Source organism: Streptomyces sp. NPDC047014 (assembly GCF_040644195.1).
In the GTDB taxonomy this organism is placed as follows: Bacteria; Actinomycetota; Actinomycetes; order Streptomycetales; family Streptomycetaceae; genus Streptomyces.
On the sequence record NZ_JBEYVX010000052.1, the window covers coordinates 1 to 20,887 of the forward strand.

General features: G+C 73.6%; 16 protein-coding genes, 1 tRNA gene and 1 pseudogene. 11 read left to right on the forward strand and 7 right to left on the reverse strand.

What is annotated here, in order from left to right; translation table 11 throughout:
- The coding region (metG, locus tag ABZ873_RS23725) for a methionine--tRNA ligase (RefSeq protein WP_360875464.1) at positions 1-1,783 on the reverse strand (1,783 nt) is incomplete at its 3' end.
- A gap of 484 nt (positions 1,784-2,267) precedes the next feature.
- Between metG and ABZ873_RS23730 the strand changes: the two genes are divergently transcribed.
- The 3 genes and pseudogenes from ABZ873_RS23730 (at position 2,268) to ABZ873_RS23740 (ending at position 6,452) form a co-directional block, all read left to right on the forward strand.
- Complete coding sequence (locus ABZ873_RS23730; protein WP_360875466.1) at positions 2,268-3,047, forward strand: sigma factor-like helix-turn-helix DNA-binding protein; 780 nt, start codon at positions 2,268-2,270, stop codon at positions 3,045-3,047.
- A gap of 815 nt (positions 3,048-3,862) precedes the next feature.
- Positions 3,863-4,582 (forward strand): annotated as a pseudogene (locus ABZ873_RS23735) (IclR family transcriptional regulator C-terminal domain-containing protein); the annotation flags it as partial.
- A 334-nt stretch (positions 4,583-4,916) separates the two neighbouring features.
- Complete coding sequence (locus tag ABZ873_RS23740) at positions 4,917-6,452, forward strand: CHAP domain-containing protein (protein ID WP_360875468.1); 1,536 nt, start codon at positions 4,917-4,919, stop codon at positions 6,450-6,452.
- A 153-nt stretch (positions 6,453-6,605) separates the two neighbouring features.
- On the opposite strand, the gene ABZ873_RS23745 is transcribed toward ABZ873_RS23740, so the two are convergent.
- Positions 6,606-6,693: transfer RNA gene (locus ABZ873_RS23745), tRNA-Leu, on the reverse strand.
- A 183-nt stretch (positions 6,694-6,876) separates the two neighbouring features.
- On the reverse strand, positions 6,877-7,818 hold the full coding sequence (locus ABZ873_RS23750; RefSeq protein WP_360875470.1) for a beta-ketoacyl-ACP synthase III: 942 nt from the start codon (positions 7,816-7,818) through the stop codon (positions 6,877-6,879).
- Between the two features lie 216 nt (positions 7,819-8,034).
- Here ABZ873_RS23750 and fdhD point away from each other — a divergent pair, with 216 nt between their 5' ends.
- Positions 8,035-8,862, forward strand: a complete 828-nt coding sequence (gene fdhD / locus ABZ873_RS23755; protein WP_360875472.1) for a formate dehydrogenase accessory sulfurtransferase FdhD — start codon at positions 8,035-8,037, stop codon at positions 8,860-8,862.
- A gap of 117 nt (positions 8,863-8,979) precedes the next feature.
- On the opposite strand, the gene ABZ873_RS23760 is transcribed toward fdhD, so the two are convergent.
- The gene (locus tag ABZ873_RS23760) at positions 8,980-9,408 is read right to left on the reverse strand and encodes a (2Fe-2S) ferredoxin domain-containing protein (protein ID WP_360875474.1); all 429 of its coding nucleotides are present in this window, start codon (positions 9,406-9,408) and stop codon (positions 8,980-8,982) included.
- Between the two features lie 9 nt (positions 9,409-9,417).
- Positions 9,418-10,497, reverse strand: coding sequence for a bile acid:sodium symporter family protein (locus ABZ873_RS23765; protein WP_360875476.1), 1,080 nt, complete (start codon positions 10,495-10,497; stop codon positions 9,418-9,420).
- A gap of 471 nt (positions 10,498-10,968) precedes the next feature.
- Here ABZ873_RS23765 and ABZ873_RS23770 point away from each other — a divergent pair, with 471 nt between their 5' ends.
- The 4 genes from ABZ873_RS23770 to ABZ873_RS23785 all read left to right on the forward strand — a co-directional run bounded on the left by ABZ873_RS23770 (position 10,969) and on the right by ABZ873_RS23785 (position 15,260).
- Entirely contained in the window at positions 10,969-11,820 is an 852-nt protein-coding gene (locus tag ABZ873_RS23770) for a LysR substrate-binding domain-containing protein (protein ID WP_360875478.1), read from the forward strand.
- Positions 11,821-11,968: 148 nt separating this feature from the next.
- A complete protein-coding gene (locus tag ABZ873_RS23775) occupies positions 11,969-13,828 on the forward strand; it encodes a long-chain fatty acid--CoA ligase (protein ID WP_360875480.1) in 1,860 nt (619 codons plus the stop codon).
- A gap of 144 nt (positions 13,829-13,972) precedes the next feature.
- The gene (locus ABZ873_RS23780) at positions 13,973-14,821 is read left to right on the forward strand and encodes an aldo/keto reductase (protein WP_360875482.1); all 849 of its coding nucleotides are present in this window, start codon (positions 13,973-13,975) and stop codon (positions 14,819-14,821) included.
- Positions 14,822-14,834: 13 nt separating this feature from the next.
- The gene (locus ABZ873_RS23785; RefSeq protein ID WP_360875484.1) at positions 14,835-15,260 is read left to right on the forward strand and encodes an RICIN domain-containing protein; all 426 of its coding nucleotides are present in this window, start codon (positions 14,835-14,837) and stop codon (positions 15,258-15,260) included.
- A 27-nt stretch (positions 15,261-15,287) separates the two neighbouring features.
- Here ABZ873_RS23785 and ABZ873_RS23790 read toward each other — a convergent pair whose 3' ends face one another.
- Together ABZ873_RS23790 and ABZ873_RS23795 are read right to left on the reverse strand one after the other, a co-directional pair.
- Positions 15,288-16,052 (reverse strand): class I SAM-dependent methyltransferase, encoded by a 765-nt coding sequence (locus tag ABZ873_RS23790; protein WP_360875486.1) that lies wholly within the window; start codon positions 16,050-16,052, stop codon positions 15,288-15,290.
- Positions 16,052-16,357 carry a 4a-hydroxytetrahydrobiopterin dehydratase gene (locus ABZ873_RS23795; protein WP_360875488.1) on the reverse strand — a complete coding sequence of 102 codons (306 nt, stop codon included), beginning with the start codon at positions 16,355-16,357 and terminating at the stop codon, positions 16,052-16,054. The genes ABZ873_RS23790 and ABZ873_RS23795 overlap by 1 nt, the downstream gene beginning before the upstream one ends.
- Before the next feature lie 171 nt (positions 16,358-16,528).
- On the opposite strand from ABZ873_RS23795, the gene ABZ873_RS23800 reads away from it, so the two are divergent.
- From ABZ873_RS23800 to ABZ873_RS23810, 3 genes are all read left to right on the forward strand, one after another.
- Positions 16,529-18,334, forward strand: coding sequence for an FAD-dependent oxidoreductase (locus ABZ873_RS23800; RefSeq protein WP_360875490.1), 1,806 nt, complete (start codon positions 16,529-16,531; stop codon positions 18,332-18,334).
- Between the two features lie 24 nt (positions 18,335-18,358).
- Positions 18,359-19,162 carry a helix-turn-helix transcriptional regulator gene (locus tag ABZ873_RS23805; RefSeq protein ID WP_360875491.1) on the forward strand — a complete coding sequence of 268 codons (804 nt, stop codon included), beginning with the start codon at positions 18,359-18,361 and terminating at the stop codon, positions 19,160-19,162.
- Positions 19,163-19,382: 220 nt separating this feature from the next.
- The gene (locus ABZ873_RS23810) at positions 19,383-20,780 is read left to right on the forward strand and encodes an FAD-dependent oxidoreductase (RefSeq protein ID WP_360875493.1); all 1,398 of its coding nucleotides are present in this window, start codon (positions 19,383-19,385) and stop codon (positions 20,778-20,780) included.
- The last annotated feature ends 107 nt before the right edge of the window (positions 20,781-20,887 follow it).

Below are 20,887 nucleotides of genomic sequence, written 5' to 3' on the forward strand. Positions count from 1 at the left end.
GCGCGCTCGGCACCTCCGTACTGGCCTCCGCGGGCATCATCGGCATCGTGGCGATCAGGACGTTCCGGCAGCCGGCCTCGGTACCGCCGAAGCGCTCCCGGTAGGACTCCAGGTCCTCCTCGGTGATCTTCGCGAAGAGCACCGGCGGCACGGTGAACGGCGTCCCGGCGGGCACCGCGTCCAGCGAGCGGGCCTGCTCCGGGGTCACCCAGGTCGCCGTGTCACCGGCGAGGGCGAAGGCGGAGCGCATGGCGCGCGCCGAGGCCGGGATGAAGGGCTCGGAGACCACCGAGTAGAGGTGGATGAGGTTCATCGCCGTGCGCAGGGTCAGGGCCGCGCCCTCGGGGTCGGTCTTGATCTCCAGCCAGGGGGCCTTCTCCTCCAGGTAGGAGTTTCCGGCCGACCACAGGGCGCGCAGCGCGGCCGCGGCCTTGCGGTACTGCAGGGTCTCCATGTGGCCCTCGTACTCGGCCAGCAGCTCCGCGATCTGCTCCCCGAGCTTCGCCTCGGCCTCGCCCGCGGCGTTGCCCGCCGGGACGTCGTCGCCGAAGCGCTTGCGCGAGAAGGAGAGCACGCGGTTGACGAAGTTGCCCAGGGTGTCCGCGAGGTCCTTGTTCACCGTGGCGGTGAAGTGCTCCCAGGTGAAGGAGGAGTCGTCGGACTCGGGCGCGTTGGCGATGAGGAAGTAGCGCCAGTAGTCGGCGGGCAGGATCTCCAGCGCCTGGTCGGTGAAGACGCCGCGCTTCTGGGAGGTGGAGAACTTGCCGCCGTAGTAGGTCAGCCAGTTGAACGCCTTGACGTAGTCGACCATCTTCCACGGCTCGCGGGTGCCGAGCTCGGTGGCGGGGAACATCACCGTGTGGAACGGGACGTTGTCCTTGGCCATGAACTGCGTGTACCGGACGTCCTCGGCCTCGAACCACCACGCCTTGTGGTCGCGGTTCGCCGGGTCGGCGTCCGCCCACTCCTTGGTCGCGGCGATGTACTCGATCGGGGCGTCGAACCAGACGTAGAAGACCTTGCCCTCGGCGGCCAGTTCGGGCCAGGTGTCGGCCGGGACCGGCACGCCCCAGTCGAGGTCGCGGGTGATGGCCCGGTCGTGCAGGCCCTCGGTCAGCCACTTGCGGGCGATGGAGGACGCCAGCTGCGGCCACTCCTCCTCGTGCCGCGCGACCCATGCCTCGACCTCGTGCTGCAGCCGGGACTGGAGGAGGAAGAGGTGCTTGGTCTCGCGGACCTCCAGCTCGGTGGAGCCGGAGATGGCCGAGCGGGGCTCGATGAGGTCGGTGGGGTCCAGGACGCGGGTGCAGTTCTCGCACTGGTCGCCGCGGGCCTTGTCGTAGCCGCAGTGCGGGCAGGTGCCCTCGACGTAGCGGTCCGGCAGGAAGCGGCCGTCGGCGGGCGAGTACACCTGGCGGATCGCCCGCTCCTCGATGAAGCCGTTGGCCTGGAGCTGCCGCGCGAAGTGCTGGGTGATCTCGGCGTTCTGGGCTGAGGAGCTGCGGCCGAAGTAGTCGAAGGACAGCTGGAAGCCGTCGTAGACCGCCTTCTGGGCGTCGTGGGCCTGCGCGCAGAACTCGGCGACCGAGATGCCGGCCTCCTTGGCGGCGAGCTCGGCGGGGGTGCCGTGCTCGTCGGTGGCGCAGATGTAGAGGACGTCGTGGCCGCGCTGGCGGAGGTACCGGGAGTACACATCCGCCGGAAGCATCGACCCGACCATGTTGCCCAGGTGCTTGATCCCGTTGATGTACGGAAGCGCGCTGGTGATCAGGTGTCGAGCCATCCTCGGATGCTCCCTTTCCTCTTATGCGGTGTGGTGCGGTGCGATGTGGTGTCGCGATGTCACCGATGGTGAGCGGGTTTCATCGTATCGAACCGCCGAAACGCCCCGCGCCGCATTTGTTCTGGTGGACGGATACACAAAAGCGAGGACAGTGACCTCTACGTCACGGCCCTCGCGATCCGGGCCCATGGTACAGCGGGACGGTGGTCCGCCGGACCGGGCGTCCGCCTGCCGGCGGCTCGGTGGGCTGCGGAGTGGGGGCTCGGTGGGCTGGGCGGTGACGGCTCGGTGGGCTGCGCGGTGGCGGCCCGGTGGCACCGGCGGCGGGCATATGCATACGTGCCGACAGGCGCCCGGTGCGATCGGCATCGATCACGCTTCGATCATCCGCGACGTATAACTTCCAGCTTTCTGCTCTGCGCCCTCCGAGTGCGCCCTCCCTGCTTTCCTGTTCTGCGCACAGGGGAGGGGATGGGGTGAAGCCGTGAACGATGTCGGACCGGAGGAATCCGGTGGGGCCGTGGGGCTGCCGAGCCGCCGCCGGCGGCCGACCCCCATGAGCCAGTGGAATCCCACGGCACGCCTGTCCTACTGGGCCTTCCACGCCAACCGGAGGCCCGCCTACATGCGCTTCGCGTACCTCCAGCTGGGCTCCGACGCCGCCGCCGAGGCCGCGGTGGACGCCACCTTCGACTCGATCATGGGCGAATGGCTCCGGATGCTGCACATGGACCGCCTCGACGCCTACGCCTGGACCGTCCTCAAGCACTGCCTGGCCGACCGGCAGGGCCGACACCACCCGTGGCAGGCACCGCCCGAGCCGGTGGACATCAGCGCCTTCGAGGCCGCTCTGAAGGATGCCCGCGCCGATCAGTACGAGGTGCTGACGGACACCATCCGCTTCTACTCGGCCGTCTCGCGGCTGGCCGAACGGCAGCGGGACGTGGTGCATCTGCGGTACGGGCTCCAGTGCACGCCGGGTGAGGCGGCGGACGTGATGGGCGTGGACGAGGCCACCGTCCGCTCGTACCTCGGCCAGGCCCACCGGCGGCTGGCGCGGCTGCTGGACGCGCGTGCGGCGGGGGTGGTGGCGGGCTCGGCCGAGCCGGGTGACCAGGCCGTTCCGAGCGAGGCCCCTGACGCCGCGGGGACGGCGCGGACGACTGGGTCCGCAGGGGCCGCCGAGACTGCCGGGACCGTAGGGGCCGCCGAGACCGCAGGGGCCGCCGGAACCGCCGGGCCGAGCGAACCGGCCGAGTCATGAGGCGGCACGACCGGCGGGAGCGGCCGGAGGGCGATCCGGCCCCCCGCTCCCTGGCCGAGTTCCTCGCCCGGGCCGGTGTCCGCGACCGCTACCGCCATTACGACCTGGGCGCGGCCGAGGCCCGGCTGCTCCGGGTCGCCCCGCACCCCCCGCCCGGCCCGGCGCACCGCGTCCGGCGGCGGACGGCGCACGGCTGGAGCGATCCGGCCCGGGACTGCCCCCTCGACGCCGAGCGCGCCCGGCGCGATCTCAAGGCCGTCTGCCTGGCCTCCGTCTGCGCGCCGACGGCCGGCGCGCACCTCGAGTCCTTCATCCGCGGCCGCACCGATCTGGTGGGCGCCGTGGTCTTCGGCTGTCTGCTGCACCTCGCGGGCATGCGCGAAGGGGCCCGCTTCTGGTGGCAGTTCGCCGCGGCGGCCGGTGGCCCGCGCACCGCCCCGGCCGCCTACTGCCTCTTCCTCGACCACTCGCGGCGCGGCGAGCACCACGACGCCCGGCACTGGGCGCGCGAGCTGTGCCGCCGCGGTTTCCGGCCGGGCGGGCGGCGGGACCTGCGGGAGGTCCGGCTGTGCGCGCAGGCGGCCGTACTGCGCTACGTCGACCAGTGCGACGATCCCGACCTGGGCCCGGTGCCGCTGCCCCGGCCCGGACTGTCCTCGGTGCTGGCCGCGTTCCTCCCGCCCGTGGTCCTGGCCCCGCCGCTCGCCCCGCCGCCGTCACCGCCCCCGCCCCGGTCGGCCGCCGGGCCGCTGCGGCACCCCGCGCTGACGGCGGCGGCGCGCGGGACCTTTGTACAGGACGGGACCGGCCAGGCGCTGGCGGAAGCCCGGCGCGCGCTGGCCCTCGTACGGGTCCTGGAACGGCACCCGCTGGGGGTGCGGGCCGCCCAGCTGGCGCGGGAGGCGGGGCGTACGGAGGCGGAGCTGCGGCCGCTGCTGTCGATGCTGTGCGAGGAGGAGTACGCGTACCGCCCGGCCGCCGGGGTGTACGCCCGCGGGCCTGCCCTGGAACGGCTCGCCGCCCCCGGCGGGCAGGGCCTGGCCGACCAGCTCCAGCGCACGCTGTCCCTGGCCCGGGACAGCACGGGCGCGGCGGTGTACCTGAGCCGGTACGCGGCGGGCGAGGTCCACATCACGCAGATGGCGGCCGGGCCCGCGGCGCCGCCGGTGCGGGAGTGGGTCGACTTCCGGGCCGCCGCGCACGCCAGCGCGGTCGGCAAATGCCTGCTGACCCAGCTCGACCACGACCGCCGCGCGGACCACGTGGCCCGGCACCGCCCCGCCCGGCTCACCCCGCAGACCATCACCGACAGCAGGGCCCTGTTCACCGCCCTGGACGCGGTGGCTCCGGGCGCGCCGGTCTTCGACCTGCTGGAGTACTCCCCGCGGCACGTCTGCGCGGCCGTCCCCCTGGCCATGGGCGGCGCCGCGGGCAGCCTCGCGCTGTCCCTCCCGGCGGCCCATGCCCACCGGCTGCACTCGGCCACCGCGACCCTGCGCCGCAAGGCCGTCCCGATGCTCCTGGCCCTGCTGCTGACGGGCGCGATCCCGCCGGACGCCCCCGCCGCCGAGCCCGCTCCCCCGGCCCGCCCGCGCCCGATGCGGGCCCCGGTCACCCCGGAGACCCTGCGCCACCTCCGCCGCGTCTTCCGCACCCCGCTCACGGGTGCCACGGCGGCCCCGGACGGCCCGCACCTGGTCAGCGACACGAGAGCGGCGGAGGCGTACCTCTTCGACGCGGCCCCGCACTCGGACCACCCCCACCTCACCCTCCCCCACACCTTCACGGCGGTCACCCCGGGCAGCCTGACCTCCCCCACGGGCCTGACCGTCCTGGGCACATGACGGAAGAGAGAAGGCAGACGTGAACGTGAGCGAGCAGCCGTACGACCGCCGCCGGGCCTTGAGGCTCGGCCTCGGCGCCGCGGCGGGCGCTGCGGCGTACTCACTCCTCGGGCCTGCCCTCCGGGCCTCGGCGGGCAGCGGCGACAACTACCCGGAGCCGTGGCGCAGCGCCGCCCTCGGAGCGATGACCGACACCTGGAGGTTCTCGACCCGCTACTGCACGTCATGGGTGGCCTTCGCGCTGAAGGACCGCAACGGCTACGACATGAGGCACATCGGCCACGCCAAGGACTGGGGCCCCAACGCCGGGGCGCTGGGCATCACGGTCGACATGAACCCCGCGCCCGGAGCGGCTGCCTGGTGGGCGGGTGCCTCGTGGAACGGCGGCTACGGGCATGTCGCCTGGGTCGAATCCGTCAACGGCGACACGGTGATGATCCAGGACTACAACCACAATGGGAAAGGCGATCACGACCGCCGCCCCATCACCCGGGGTTCGGTGAGCGGCTACATCCACTACAAGGACCTCGACGCATCCTCCGGCGGCGGCTCACCGGTGCCCGCCATCCCCCAGATCTTCCAGGTCAAGCGCACCACGGACCCGTCGGGGGTGCGCCAGGTCTACGCCTGCACCAACACGGCGGTGACGGAGGGCTGGTGGATTCCCGGCGGGGACGGCGTGCACCTGCACGAGGTCATCAAGATCGACCAGCAGAACATCGTCGGCTTCGACAAGGTGAATCTCCCGGGCGGCACACAAGCGGTCTACACCGCCACCAGCGACGGGGTCCGGGAAACCTGGTGGAAGCCGGACGGCTCCAGCGGCGGCGGCCAGATCGTGTCCGGGCTCAGCGGGGTGAAGGGTGTGTTCGCCCATAACACCGTCGAGAACGGCCAGTTCGTCCACCACCTCTACATCCTGGCCGGCGACGGCCCGTACGAGGCGTGGTGGAAGGACGGCGGCGACGGCGTGCACGTGAGCCGCCTGACCACCATCAACGGCGGCAAGACCTTCACGATGGCGGTGGCCCCAGACGGCACCCTGCAGCTGTACGTGGCGACACCGACGTGGGTGTACGAGGTGTGGTGGACGCCGGGCAGCAACAACGTCCGCACCGGCACCGTCATCAACGTCAGCCAGGGCGACATCCGCCAGCTCACCAAGGCCGAAACCCTGCCGGACGGCACCCAGCGGCTCTACACGACGACCAGCAGCACCGTCTGGGAGAGCAGGTGGGGCGGCGGCCTGAGCGGCATCCGGACCACGGCCAAGGTGGTCGGCCAGAACAACGCGGTCATGAGCCGGAAGCTGGTCACCGACGGCGCGGACCAGCTGTACCTGGCCACAGGCGCCAAGGTCCAGGAGTACTGGTGGACGAGCGGCAACAGCGGCGGCGGCACACTCATCGACATCGCGCAGGGCAACATCGGCGCGATCGACAAAACCAGCGACGGCCCCACCCAGCAGCTCTACACCGCTGCCGGCCAGTGGATCCACGAAACCTGGTGGGGCAACGGCACCGGCCCCACCACAACCGGCCTGTTCTCGGTCTCCCACTGAGCCGCCGCCCAGCCGGCCGTCCTGCAGCACGGCGGCCCCCGCGCTCCAGCACCTGTGCCCGGCGCTCCTGCGCGCACCCCGCCCGGAGCGGAATACCGCCACCATAAGTGCCCCCGGAAACGCGGAAGACCCCAGCAGAGCTGGGGTCTTCGTTGGTGTCCGAGGGGGGACTTGAACCCCCACGCCCGATAAAGGGCACTAGCACCTCAAGCTAGCGCGTCTGCCATTCCGCCACCCGGACCGGTGGTCGGCCCCGGTTTCCCGCGGCGACATGGACAACAATAGCAAAGGATCGGCGGGGCTCCGACCACTTATCCCGGTGGCCCCCAAGTGCGCCACGCCGGGCTGACCTGCGGGCATGTCCGGGGCGGGGGGAGCCGGGACGCTGCGTCCCGGCTCCCCCGGCCCCCGGCGCCGGGTGCCGCTACGGGCAGTGGATGACCTGGCCCGCGTACGAGAGGTTGCCGCCGAAGCCGAAGAGGAGGACCGGGGCGCCCGAGGGGATCTCCCCGCGCTGGACCAGCTTCGACAGGGCCATCGGGATGCTGGCCGCCGAGGTGTTGCCCGAGTCGACGACATCGCGCGCGACGACCGCGTTCACGGCGCCGATCTTGGCGGCCAGCGGCTCGATGATGCGCAGGTTCGCCTGGTGGAGGACGACCGCGGCCAGGTCCTCCGGGGTGATCCCGGACTTCTCGCAGACCTTGCGGGCCAGCGGCGGGAGCTGGCTCGTGGTCCAGCGGTAGACCGACTGCCCCTCCTGGGCGAACACCGGCGGCGAGCCCTCGATGCGGACCGCGTTGCCCATCTCCGGGACGGACCCCCACAGCACCGGGCCGATGCCCGGCTCCTCGCACGCCTCGACCACCGCGGCGCCCGCGCCGTCGCCGGTCAGGACGCAGGTGGTGCGGTCGGACCAGTCGGTGATCTCGGTCATCTTGTCCGCGCCGATGACCAGCGCGCGGGTGGCGGAGCCGGCCCGGAGGGCGTGGTCGGCCGTGGCCAGGGCGTGGGTGAAGCCCGAGCAGACGACGTTGATGTCCATGCAGGCCGGTCCGCTGCCCATGCCCAGCTTGGCGGCGACGCGCGCGGCCATGTTCGGCGAGCGGTCGATCGCGGTGGAGGTGGCCACCAGGACGAGGTCGATGTCGTCCGGGGTCAGGCCGGCGCCGGCCAGCGCCTTGCCCGCCGCCTGGAAGGCCAGCTCGTCCACCGGTTCGTCCGGGCCCGCCATGTGGCGGGTGCGGATGCCGACGCGGGAGCGGATCCACTCGTCGGTGGTGTCGACCATGGCCGCGAGGTCCTCGTTGGTGAGCACTTTCGCGGGCTGGTAGTGCCCTAGCGCCACCACGCGTGAACCGGTCATGGGCGGGGTCCCCCCTCGTACGGAAGTCAGGATCACCCAGCTTTGCCTGCTACCGGTGGGTACGTGTGCGCGTGACCCGACAGGATTCCGGCCCCGGATTTTGGAGCTTCCCGAGGAGCTCCCTGCCCGGGACCAGGTCCGATGCGGAACCGCGAGAATGAGTACATCGGCATCGGCCGGAAACGGCGGGCAAACAGGAGGGGTGGGCTGATCACCATGGGACGGGTCACCGAGCGCCGTCGCGTCGTCCGGATCCGGAACGGCGGGGCGGGGGTGCGGCCGGACACGCTGGTGGCCGAGGAGCCGCTGGAGATACGGCTGAACGGCAGGCCGCTGGCCATCACGATGCGCACCCCGGGGGACGACTTCGCCCTCGCGGTGGGCTTCCTGGTGAGCGAGGGCGTGCTGGGCGCGGCGGAGGAGGTCCAGGCCGTCACCTACTGCGAGGGGGCGACGCGGGACGGTTCCAACACCTACAACGTGGTCAACGTGCAGCTGGCCGCCGGGGTTCCGCTGCCGGACATCACGCTGGAGCGGAACGTGTACACCACGTCGTCCTGCGGCCTGTGCGGGAAGGCCAGCCTGGACGCGGTCCGTACGGCGACCCGCTTCCCGGGGGTCGCCGCCGATCCGCTACGGGTGCCCGCGCGGCTGCTCAGCGAGCTCCCGGACCGGCTGCGCGCGGCCCAGAAGGTCTTCGACCGTACGGGCGGCCTGCACGCGGCGGGGCTGTTCAGCGCCGGGGGGGATCTGCTCGACCTGCGTGAGGACGTGGGCCGGCACAACGCGGTGGACAAGATCGTCGGCCGGGCCCTGCAGGCCGGGCGGCTGCCACTGACGGGGGCGGTGCTGCTGGTGTCGGGCCGGGCCTCGTTCGAGCTGGCGCAGAAGGCCGTGATGGCGGGCATCCCGCTGCTGGCGGCGGTCTCGGCGCCGTCCTCGCTGGCGGTGGACCTGGCGCTGGAGTCGGGCATGACGCTGGTGGGCTTCCTGCGGGGCCCGGACATGAACATCTACGCGGGCGAGGAACGGATCACGCTGTAGCGGGTCACTCCGCGGGCCTGCGGTGGTAACGCTCCTGGTCGCCGGAGGCGCACCGCGAGCCGTAGGCCCCGTGAGGCGGGCCCGGCCGTCGGGCGTCACCTCCGGGGGGTGCACACGTCAGCGGCCGCGGCGGTTGCGGCGGGTGGGCGTGGCCGGCTTCGGGGTCGGGGGGTCGATGCGGTGGAGGTCCAGGGTGGGCGGGAGGGGGGTGGTGCCCGGGCCGCCCGAGGTGGCCCAGGCGATGATCTCGTCCGTGGCGGTGTCGTCGAGGGCCCAGCCGAACCACATCGCGCGGGCGCCGCGCCGGCGGGCCTCGGTGGTGGGCTGGACCACGATGACGTTGGCCTGGGCGCACGGGCCGAGGCAGTCGCTCGTACGGACGGCCAGACGCCCCCCGGAGCCGGCGGCGGCCTCGCGCAGCCGGGCGAGCTGGCCGGCGTGGTCGGAGCCGGGGTTCTTGCGCGGGTCGCCGCAGCAGCAGCCGCGGCAGACCACCAGGGTGCAGGGGCGTTCGGTGTGGGCGCCGAGCGGGCGTATCCAGGTCACCACCGCACGTTACCGGGCCCGGGCGGCCGCCTGTCGGGACGGGCGGGAGACCTCCGCCACATGTCCGTCCGCTCCGTCCGCTCCGTCCGCCCCATGCCCGTCAGCGGGTTCGGGCGGCAGCGGGTCGGCGGCGCGGCGTCGGGCGATGACCGCGCAGACCATCAGCTGCATCTGGTGGAAGAGCATCAGCGGGAGGACCGCGAGGCCCGCCTGCGCCCCGAACAGCACGCTGGCCATCGGGAGTCCGGCGGCCAGGCTCTTCTTCGACCCGGCGAACTGGATGGCGATGCGGTCCTCGCGGCCGAAGCCGAGGCGGGCCGCCCCGTACCAGGTGGCGAGCAGCATCACCGTGAGCAGTACGGCTTCCACCAGCAGCAGGGCGCCGAGCCGGAGGGGGCTGATCCGCTGCCAGATGCCGGCGACCATGCCGGCGCTGAACGCGGCGTAGACGACGAGCAGTATCGAGCCGCGGTCTACGTATCCGAGGGCCTTCTTGTGGCGGGTCAGGAACCCGCCGACCCAGCGGCGCAGGGCCTGGCCGAGGAGGAAGGGCAGCAGGAGCTGGAGGGTGATCCTCAGGACGGCGTCGAGGGAGAAGCCGCCCGCGTCGCCGTCGAGGAGGGCGGTGGCGAGCAGCGGGGTGAGGACGATCCCGGCGAGGCTGGAGAAGGAGCCGGCGCAGATCGCGGCGGGCACGTTGCCGCGGGCGATCGAGGTGAAGGCGATGGAGGACTGGACGGTGGAGGGGACCAGGCAGAGGAAGAGCAGGCCGCCGTAGAGCGGGGGCGTGAGGACGCTCGGTACGAGGACGCGGGCGGCCAGGCCGAGGAGCGGGAAGAGCAGGAACGTGCAGGCGAGCACGGTGAGGTGCAGCCGCCAGTGGCGCAGGCCGGCCAGGGCTTCGCGGGTGGAGAGGCGGGCGCCGTAGAGGAAGAAGAGCAGGGCCACGGCGGCGGTGGAGGCGGCCCCGGCGAGGCCGGCGGCGGCGCCGCGCGCGGGCAGCAGGGCGGCGAGCCCGACGGTGCCGAGCAGGGCCAGGACGTACGGGTCCACCGGGATCCGGGCGGGCAGGTACGGGCGGCGTGGCATGGGGCGCTCACTTGCTGTCGGGGCGGATCACCCACCGGGCGGGGCGCGGCGGGCCGGGGGCGGCGGATCGGCGGTACGGGCTGGCGCCCGGGGCGTCGGTACGGGCCGGAGCCCGGGGCGTCGGTACGAGCCCGAGCCCGGGGCGTCGGTACGAGCCCGGGGGCGGGGTCGGAGTCGGAGTCGGGGCGAGCCGTGGACCGGATCGTCGGCCCGGGCACCCGTCGGGGCCGGCGGTGGGGCCGTTGTGCCCGCGCGCGGGTCGGGGCTGTAGGCGGGGCCGTCGTGCCCGCGCGCGGGTCGGGGCTGTAGGCGGGGGCCGTCGTGCCCGCGCGCCGGTCGGGGGCGGGCAAAGGGCGAGCCGGGGGCCGGGGTGGGGGCCGGAGGCTGTGTCTCCATGGTCAGGGGTGTGCCGTGATCGGGAAAGCCGTACACCGCTCTGACTGTCATCATGAAGCGCAATAACATGGCCCCATGTACGACCCCGTCCAGCTCCGTACCTTCCTCACCGTCGCCCAGACGCTCAGCTTCACGCAGGCCGCGCGGCGGCTCGGGGTGCGGCAGTCCACCGTCAGCCAGCACGTGCGGCGGCTGGAGGAGGCGACCGGGCGGCCGCTCTTCCTGCGGGACACGCACAGCGTCGAGCTGACCGAGGACGGCGAGGCGCTGCTCGGGTTCGCGCGGACGATCCTGGAGGCGCACGAGCGGGCCGCGGCCTTCTTCACGGGGACCCGGCTGCGCGGCCGGCTCCGCTTCGGGGCCTCCGAGGACTTCGTCCTCACGCGCCTGCCGGAGATCCTGGAGCGGTTCCGGCACGAGCACCCCGAGGTGGACCTGGAGCTGTCCGTGGAGCTGTCGGGCACGCTGCACGAGCGGCTGGACGCCGGGCGCCTGGACCTGGTGCTGGCGAAACGGCGCGGGCCCGGCGACGAGCGGGGCCGGCTCGTCTGGCGGGACCGGATGGTGTGGATCGGGGCGGAGGGCCTGCGGGTGGATCCGGAGCGTCCCGTACCGCTGATCGTCTTCCCGCCGCCGGGGATCACCCGGGCGCGGGCCCTGGAGGTGCTGGAACGGGACGGGCGGGCCTGGCGGATCGCGTGCACCAGCGGCAGCCTGAGCGGTCTGGTCGCGGCGGCGCGGGCCGGGCTGGGCGTGATGGCGCACACGCGGGGGCTGATCCCGCCGGGCCTGGTACGGGTCGGGGCCCTGCCGGAACTGGGGCCGGTGGAGTTCGCGCTGCTGCGCGGCCCCCGGCCCTCCCCGGCGGCCGAGGCACTGGCGGCCGCGATCCTCTCCGGCGCGGACCGCCTCACCCGCACGGGCTGACGCCCCCGCCCCTCCCGTCCCCCCTGCACCGCACGTCAGCGGCATGAAGGGGTGATCGCTGGGGAAATGTTGTGGAGGTCGTCGAAGGGGCCTCGGGGGGCTCGGCCGTGAGGTACGTTCGCCGCGGCGCGCGGAGAGGAGCGGGGCCTTGCGGGAGATCACCGTCCCACCGGTCGTCACGGGCGTGCCCGTCGGCGGGCTGGCCGACGTCGTGTTCCAGTACGCCCGGGAGGATCCGGACCGCGTCGTCCTCGGCCGGAAGACCGGCGGGGTGTGGCGGGACGTGACCTCGGGTCAGCTGGCCGCCGAGGTGCTGGCGCTGGCGAAGGGTCTGCTGGCGCAGGGGGTGCGGTTCGGGGACCGGGTGGCGGTCATGTCCCGTACCCGGTACGAGTGGACGCTCTTCGACTTCGCGCTGTGGGCGATCGGCGCGCAGCCCGTTCCCGTCTATCCGACCTCCTCCGCCGAGCAGGTGCACTGGATCCTCTCCGACACCGACTGCACCGCCTGTGTCGTGGAGAACGAGGACCAGGCCATGACCGTGGGGTCCGTCATCGACCGGCTTCCGCACCTCAGACGGCTGTGGCAGCTCGACGCGGGGGCCGTGGACGCGCTCGTGGCCGACGGACGCCAGGTCGCCGAGGACGTCGTGCACCGCCACCGGGGCGCCGTGACACCGGGCGCCACCGCGACCGTCATCTACACCTCCGGGACCACCGGCCGGCCCAAGGGCTGTGTGCTCACGCACGCCAACTTCATGTACGAGGCCGACACCCTGGTCACGCGCTGGGAGTCGGTGTTCCAGGGCAAGGCGGGTAAGGAAGGCAAGGCGGGCAAGGAAGGCAAGGAGGGCGATCCGCCCTCCACGCTGCTGTTCCTCCCCCTGGCCCACGTCTTCGGGCGGATGGTGGAGGTGGCGGCCGTCCGGGCGCGGGTCAAGCTCGGGCACCAGCCGGTGCTGGCGGCGGCCGAGCTGATGCCGGACCTGGCCGCGTTCCGGCCGACCTTCGTGCTGGGGGTCCCGCACGTCTTCGAGAAGGTCTTCGCGGGGGCCCGCCGCAAGGCGGAGACCGAGGGGCGCACCGCCACCTTCGACCGGGCCGTGGAGACGGCCGTACGGTACGCGGAGGCACGCGAGCGGCGCGCCTTCGGCACCGGGCCGGGCCCCTCGGCGGCGCTGCGCATGGAGCACCAGGTCTTCGACCGGCTCGTCTACGGCAAGGTGCGCGAGGCGATGGGCGGCCGCGTGCGGTACGCCATGTCGGGCGGTTCCGCGATGTCGCGCCGCCTGGGGCTGTTCTTCGACGGCGCGGGCGTCACCGTGTTCGAGGGGTACGGGCTGACGGAGACCTGCGCGGCGGCCACCGCCAATCCGCCGGGGGCGACCAAGTACGGGACGGTGGGCCGGCCCATCCCGGGCAGTTCGGTGCACATCGCGGAGGACGGGGAGGTGTGGCTGTTCGGCGCGCACGTGTTCTCGGGCTATCTGGGCGACCCCCGGTCCACGGAGGCGGTGCTGCGGGGCGGCTGGCTGGCGACCGGGGACCTGGGGCGGCTGGACGAGGACGGCTACCTTGTGATCACCGGGCGGAAGAAGGACATCCTGGTGACCTCGAACGGCAAGAGCGTGGCGCCGGCGGCGCTGGAGGAGCGGGTCCGTTCGCATCCGCTGGTCTCGCAGTGCGTGCTGGTGGGCAACGACCGGCCGTACATCGCGGCGCTGCTGACCCTGGACATGGAGGGGATAGCGCACTGGCTGTCGATGCGCGGCCGGCCGCAGATCACCGCCCCCGAGCTGGTGAGCGATCCGGAGCTGACGGCCGAGGTGCGGAGGGCGGTGGTGGCCGCGAACACGCTGGTGTCGCAGGCGGAGGCGATCCGCACCTTCCGGGTGCTGGGCGAGCAGTTCACGGAGGAGCGGGGCCTGCTGACGCCGTCGCTCAAGCTCAAGCGGCGGGCGATCGAGAAGGCTTACGCGAAAGAGGTCGCGGCCCTCTACCAGCACTGACGGGAAGCGGCGGCGTCACCCGGACGGGCGGGAACGGCAGCGCGATGGCGGGAATACGTCGCAGGAGGGGCCGGTTGTCGCCCCTCGTACGACGGCGCGGTCCCCCGCCGCGCCCACCGCACCGACGTGAGGGAACGACCGAACGTGAACCAGGTCCCCGCCATCAGCCTCAACAACGGCACGCTCATGCCCCAGCTCGGTTTCGGCGTCTGGCAGGTGCCCGACGCGGAAGCCGAACACGCCGTCGGCACGGCCCTGGAGGCCGGCTACCGCAGCATCGACACGGCCGCCGTCTACGACAACGAGCGGGGCACCGGCAAGGCCCTGGCCTCGGCCGGGGTGCCGCGCGAGGAGCTGTTCGTCACCACCAAGCTGTGGAACGGCCCGAAGCAGAAGTGGGGCCGGGACGAGGTGCTGCGCGCCTTCGACGACTCGCTCGGCAAGCTGGGCCTCGACCGCGTCGACCTGTACCTGATCCACTGGCCGCGCCCGATGCGCGAGGACTTCCTCACCATCTGGAAGACCTTCGAGGAGATCGCGGAGAGCGGCCGCGCCACGGCGGTCGGCGTGTCGAACTTCCGGCCCGAGGACCTGGACCGGCTCGCCGCCGAGAGCTCGCTGGTCCCGGCCGTGAACCAGGTCGAGCTGCACCCGCTGTTCCCGCAGACCGAGCTGCGCGCCCTGCACGCCTCGCGCGGCATCACCACCGAGGCGTGGTCCCCGCTGGGCCAGGGCAAGGAGCTGCTCACGCTCCCGGCGGTCACCGCGATCGCCGAGCGGCACGGCCGCAGCGCCGCGCAGGTGGTGCTGCGCTGGCACCTCCAGCACGGGAACGTCGTGATCCCGAAGTCCGTCACCCCCTCCCGCATCCGGGAGAACCTGGACGTCTTCGGCTTCGAGCTGGACTCCGCCGACATGGCCGCCCTGGACTCCCTGGGCGCGAGCGCGGCGGGCCGCCGGATCGGCCCGGACCCGGCCGAGTTCGACGCCTGAGCGGGCGGGCCGGGTGAACCTTCCCGAGGGCACGTACCGGATCCGCAATGTGGACAGCGGGCTGGTGCTCCAGCTGGAGGGCGCCTCCCGGGTGCGGGTCGGCCCCGACGGGCCGCCCGCCCCGCAGGCCGCCCGCCGGTGGCGGATCGCGCCGGTGCACAGCGGCGGCGGGATCTTCCATGTGGTGAGCGAGGACAACGAGCGGCGCCTGGACGTGGCGAACGCGTCGACGGACAGCGGTGCGCGCGTGCAGGTGTGGCGGGCCAACGCCTTCGGCGCGCAGGAGTGGATCGTCGAGCGGCATCTCGACGATCCGGGGGTGGTGTCGCTGATCGCCTGCATCAGCGGCCTGCCGCTGGAGGCGGACGCGGAGGGCCGGGTCCGGCAGGTCGAGGACTCCGACTCGCCGTCGCAGTGGTGGCGGCTGGAGCCGGCCTGACCGCGCGCCGGCCCCCGGCCCGCCGCCTCAGCTCCGTACGAAGCTCCGCAGCCGGTACGTGGGCTCCGCGCGCGGGGTGTCCTGGTCGGGCAGCAGCTCCAGCCGGGCCGCGAGCTCCCCGGCGGTGATGCCGCGCGGGACGATGCGGGCCGCGTACCGCCCGGCGAGCAGCGCGGCGGCGGCGCCGCGCGGGGTGCGGCCCTGGCCGTGGCCGGTGAAGAGGGCTTCACCGGCGGGGCGCAGGCCCGCCCGCGCGGCGTGGGCCTCGACCTCGCCGGAGGAGTCCGAGGGGGTGGGGTCCAGGTGGGCGGCGAACACGGCGTCGATGTCGCTGCCGACGTCGTGCGCCGAGTCCTTGTCGACGGTGGCGACCAGGACCCCGCCGGGCCGCAGCACCCGGGCGGCCTCGGCGAGGACGGCCGGTACCTGCCCCGGCTCCCGCAGCAGGTGCAGCAGCCACACCGCGCTGACGGCGTCCAGCGAGCCCGTGTCCACGGGCAGCCGGGCGGCGTCGGCGAGGGTCACCGGGATCCCCCGGCGCCGGGCGTGGGCGGCCATGGCGCGGGAGGCGTCCGCGCCGAGGACGCGCAGGCCGGGGCGGCGCAGGCGGGTGGTGACGATGCCGGTGCCGCAGCCGAGGTCGAGGAGGGCTCCCGTACCGGCGGGGAGCAGGCTGAGGACGGCCTCGGCGGCGGCCCGCGCGCGGGGGGTTCCGCCGCGGGTGGCGTCGTAGGCCGCGGCCTCGGCGTCGTAGTCGGGCCGGGGCCGTACGGCGGCTCTGGGCCCGGTCATCAGCTGGCGCCGTGGGCGGGGGCGAGGGCTTCGACCCGCTCGGCGAGCGCGAAGTCCGACCCGGTCACCACATCGCCCGCGTCGTGGCTGTTCACGGCGAGGCGGACGGTGTCGTAGCCGAGGGTCAGCTCCGCGTGGTGGTTCAACTCCTGCTGGATGCTGGCGATATGGGCGACGAGGGCGCTGGCGGCGAAGTGCGAGCCCAGCCGGTAGGTACGGAAGATGCGGTCGTTCTCGAAGGCCCAGCCGGGGAGTTCCCGCAACCGGTCCTCGATCTCCTTCTGCGACAGCGGCTCACTCGGCATGCACCGGCTCCTTTTCCGTGACGTGTGGTCAAGATTCCCACAGCGCACGCCGGAGCAACCCTTTCGCGCCATAGTGCGCTCGGGTGCTCCCGCGTCTTCCGCCCCCGCCGCGCGCCCCCTAGGCTCCTGCGCCGACGTCACTGTTACCAGCGGTAACGAGGGGGATGGGCCATGCCCGGCACCGGAAATTCCAGGCGTACGTTCCTCGCGGGAGCGGGCGCGACGGCCCTGTCGGCCCAGGCCCTCACGGCCCCGGAGGCCGCGGCGGCACCCCAGGCCACCCGGGCCACCCGGGCCGCAGCACCGGCGGAGCCCCACGGCCGGCGCGTCGCCGTCCTCGGCGGCGGGGTGGCGGGTCTGACCGCGGCGCACGAGCTGGCCGAGCGCGGCTACGCCGTCACGGTCTACGAGCGCCGCGCCCTCGGCGGCAAGGCCCGCAGCATGGACGTACCCGGCAGCGCCCGCGGCGGCCGCCGGCCGCTGCCCGCCGAGCACGGCTTCCGCTTCATCCCCGGCATCTACCACAACCTCCCCGACACCCTGCGCCGCATCCCCTTCCCCGGGAACGCGAACGGCGTCTGGGACAACCTGGTGGCCCCGCGCGAGATGATGTTCGCCCGCGCCGGCGGCCGCGAGGACCTGCGCGCGCCCATCCCCTGGCCCGGCCACTCCTCCGCCGGGCTGACGCCCGAGGAGCTGCGGCGGGCCCTCACCGGGATCCTGGAGACGTTCGTCCGGCTGCAGCCCCACGAGACGGCGTACTTCGTCAACCGCGCGCTCGTCTTCCTCACCAGCTGCGACGAGCGGCGCGACGAGGTCTGGGAGCGCACCCCGTGGTGGGAGTTCACCCGGGCCGCGCAGATGTCGCAGGAGTACCAGCGCATCCTCGCGATCGGGATCACCCGCAACATCGTGGCCACCAAGGCGGAGGAGGCGTCCACCCGTACGGTCGGCACCCTCGGCGAGGCGTTCGTCTTCAACCTGCTTGGGCGCGGGGCCGACGGCCCGCCGGACCGCATCCTCGACCTGCCGACGAACGAGGCGTGGATCGACCCGTGGGAGGCCCATCTGCGCTCGCTGGGCGTGGAGTTCAGGATCGGCTGGACCGTGCGGGAGGTGCGCTGCGCCGGGGGCCGGGTGAGCGGCGTCGCCGTCGAGGACCCGGAGGGCGCCCGGCGGGAGATCACCGCCGACCACTACGTCAGCGCGCTGCCCGTCGAGCACGCCCGGCGCACCTGGAGCGCCGCGCTGCGGGCCGCGGATCCGATGCTGGCGCGCTGCGACCGGCTGGAGACGGACTGGATGACCGGGATCCAGTTCTATCTCACCGAACGCGCGCCACTGGTGCACGGCCACTTCAACTGCATCGATTCGCCCTGGTCGTTGACGGCCATCCAGCAGGCCGGGCACTGGACCTCCCGGGACTTCGCCGCGGACTACGGCGACGGCCGGGCCGTCGACTGCCTGTCCGTGGACATCTCCGAATGGGACAAGCCGGGGATCCTGTACGGGAAGACGGCCAAGCAGTGCACCCGCGAGGAGGTGGCGCGCGAGGTGTGGGCGCAGCTCAAGGCGTCCCTCAACGACACCGGCAGGGCGGTCCTGACGGACTCCGCCCTGCACTCGTGGTTCCTGGACCCGGGCGTGGACGGGCTCGGCACCCCGCACCCCACCAACGAGGACGAGCTGCTGATCCACCCCGTCGGGACCTTCCACAACCGGCCCAGCGCGGGCACCCGTATCCCGAATTTCTTCCTCAGCGGGGACTACGTCGCCGTCGACATCGACCTGGCCACGATGGAGGGCGCCAACGCCTCGGCCCGCGCCGCCGTGAACAGCCTGCTGGACCGCGACGGCTCGAAGGCCGAACGGTGCGTGGTCCGGCCGCTGTACCGGTCGCCCGAAGTGGAACCGGCCAGGCGGCACGACCTGTGGCGCTACCGGCTCGGCCTGCGGAACGTCTTCGACCTGGGATGATCCGCCTCGGCTACCGTCGTGCGCATGACGACGACGCGAGTGGGCCCGCTGCTGCGCGCCTGGCGGGAGCGCCGCGGCCTCAGCCAGCTGGAGCTGGCGGGCCGCGCGGACTCCTCGTCCCGGCACATCAGCTTCATCGAGACGGGGCGCTCCCGGCCGAGCGAGGAGATGATACTGCGGCTCGCCGACCACCTCGACGTGCCCGTGCGCGAGCGCAATTCCCTTCTCCTCGCAGCGGGTTACGCCCCGCACTACGCGCACACCGCCCTGGACGACCCGTCGATGGAGACCCTGCGCGAGGGCATCCGGCAGCTGCTGACCGGGTACGAGCCCTACCCGGCGCTGGTCGTGGACGCCACCTACACCGTGGTGGCCGCCAACGCGGGCATCACCATGCTGCTGGACGGGCTCCCGGAGCATCTGCTCACCCCGCCGCTCAACGCCATGCGCCTCACCCTGCACCCCGAGGGGCTGGCCCCGCGGATCCGCAACCTCGCGCAGTGGCGGGGGCATCTGCTGCACCAGATGGAACGCCAGATCGCCCTGGCCCGGTCCGAGCCGCTGCGCGCGCTGTACGAGGAGGTGGCGGCGTACCCGGTCCCGGAGCGGGCGGCGGCGGACGGACAGCAGCCGGACGATTCCGCGGCGGCGGTGGCCCGGATCGCGCTGCCGCTGGTGATCGAGCACGACGGGCACGTGCTCTCCTTCGTGTCCTCCATCGCCACCTTCAACACCCCGATGGACGTGACGGTCGCCGAGCTGGCCATCGAGACGCTGCTGCCCGCCGACCCGGCGACGGTGAAGTACCTGCGCACGCTCGGGAGCTGAGCCGGGGGCGGAGATCGAGAAGCTTGGGGGTTCCCCTGTCCCGGCCCCGGGCGGCGGGCTACGCTGCACGCGACCGATCAGCTCGAACGTCTCCTCGATACAGGGAGGTTCGCCCGGGCGCGGGCCGTGCAGCGGACCCACGGCGTACGCCGCCCCGGCCCTCCCCCGGGGCCCCGTGCGCCGATGCCGCCGGCACGGCCCCGACAGAGAGCCCGACACCATGACGCAGTCCTCCCCGGCCCCGCACGCCGTCGTCATCGGCGGCAGCATGGCCGGCCTGCTCGCGGCCGCCGTCCTCGCCGAGCACGCCCGGGTCACGATCATCGACGCGGACGCCCTCCCGGAGGGCCCGGTCCCGCGCCGCGGACTCCCGCAGGCCCGGCACGTCCACGTCATGTGGTCCGGCGGGGCGCGGGCGATCGAGCGGATCCTGCCCGGGATCACGGACGACTGGACCGCCGCCGGGGCGCTGCGCCGCAGCCTGCCCGCCGACCTGGTGACCATGACCGCCCAGGGCTGGATCCCGCGCCGCCCGGAGATGCAGTTCAGCATCTCCTGCAGCCGGGACCTGCTGGACGCGGTGGTCCGGGCGCGGGTGACGGCCCTGCCGGGTGTCTCCACCCTCCAGAACAGCCGGGTGCGGGCGCTGGAGGGCAGCGCGGCCCGGATCACCGGTGTGCGCGTGGACACCCCGGAGGAGGAGGGCCGGTCCCTGGCCGCCGACCTCGTGGTCGACGCCTCCGGGCGCGGCTCCCGCTCCCCCGCATGGCTCCAGGCCCTCGGCGTACGCGGTATCCGGCAGGCGGAGGTCGACTCCGGTCTGGTCTACGCGACGCGGATCTTCGAGGCGCCCGCCGGGGCGCACGAGGCGGGCTTCCCCATCGTGAACGTGCAGTCCGATCCGCGGGTTCCCGTGCCCGGCCGCACCGCCACCATCGTGCCCATCGAGAACGGCCAGTGGCAGGCCACCCTGTCCGGGACCCGCGGGGGCCGGCCGACCGGGGACCCGGACGCCTTCATCCCCTTCGCCCGGAGCCTGCGGGACCCGATCGTGGGCCGGCTGCTGGAGGGCCGCAAGCCGCTCAGCGATGTCGCCGTCACCCGGGGCAACGCCAACCGCCGGATCTTCTTCGAGAAGGCCGCGCTGCCCGACGGCTTCTTCGCCGTCGGGGACTCCGTCGCCACCTTCAACCCGCTCTACGGGCAGGGCATGACCGTCGCCGCCCAGGGGCTGCTGGCCGTACGGGACCTGCTGCGGGTCGCCGGGATCGTCCCGCCGGGCCTCGGCCGGGCGGCGCAGCGCGCGATCGCCCCACAGGTGGCCACCGCCTGGGACCTGGCCACCTCGCAGGACATCCTCTACCCGGGGGCCACCGGTATGCGGCCGCGCACCGGGGCCGGGCTGCTCAACGCCTACGTGAGCCGGCTGATGACCGGCGCCACCACCCGCGAGGCCCTGACCGCCGCCTTCCTCCAGGTGATCACCATGAGCAGCGGGCCCACGCACTGGCTGCGGCCCTCGGTGGTGTGGCACGTCCTGCGCGCCTCGGAGCGCGGCGCCCCGACGGCACCGCCGCTGACGGCCGCGGAACGCGCGGTGGCCGGCCTGGAGGGGTGAGGGACCGGCCCGGAGGGACAAGCGACCGGCCCGGAGGCTGAGCCGGATCCGGAACGCGGAACGCCCCGGGGCCGGGCCCCGGGGCGTACGCGGCGTGCTGCGGCGGG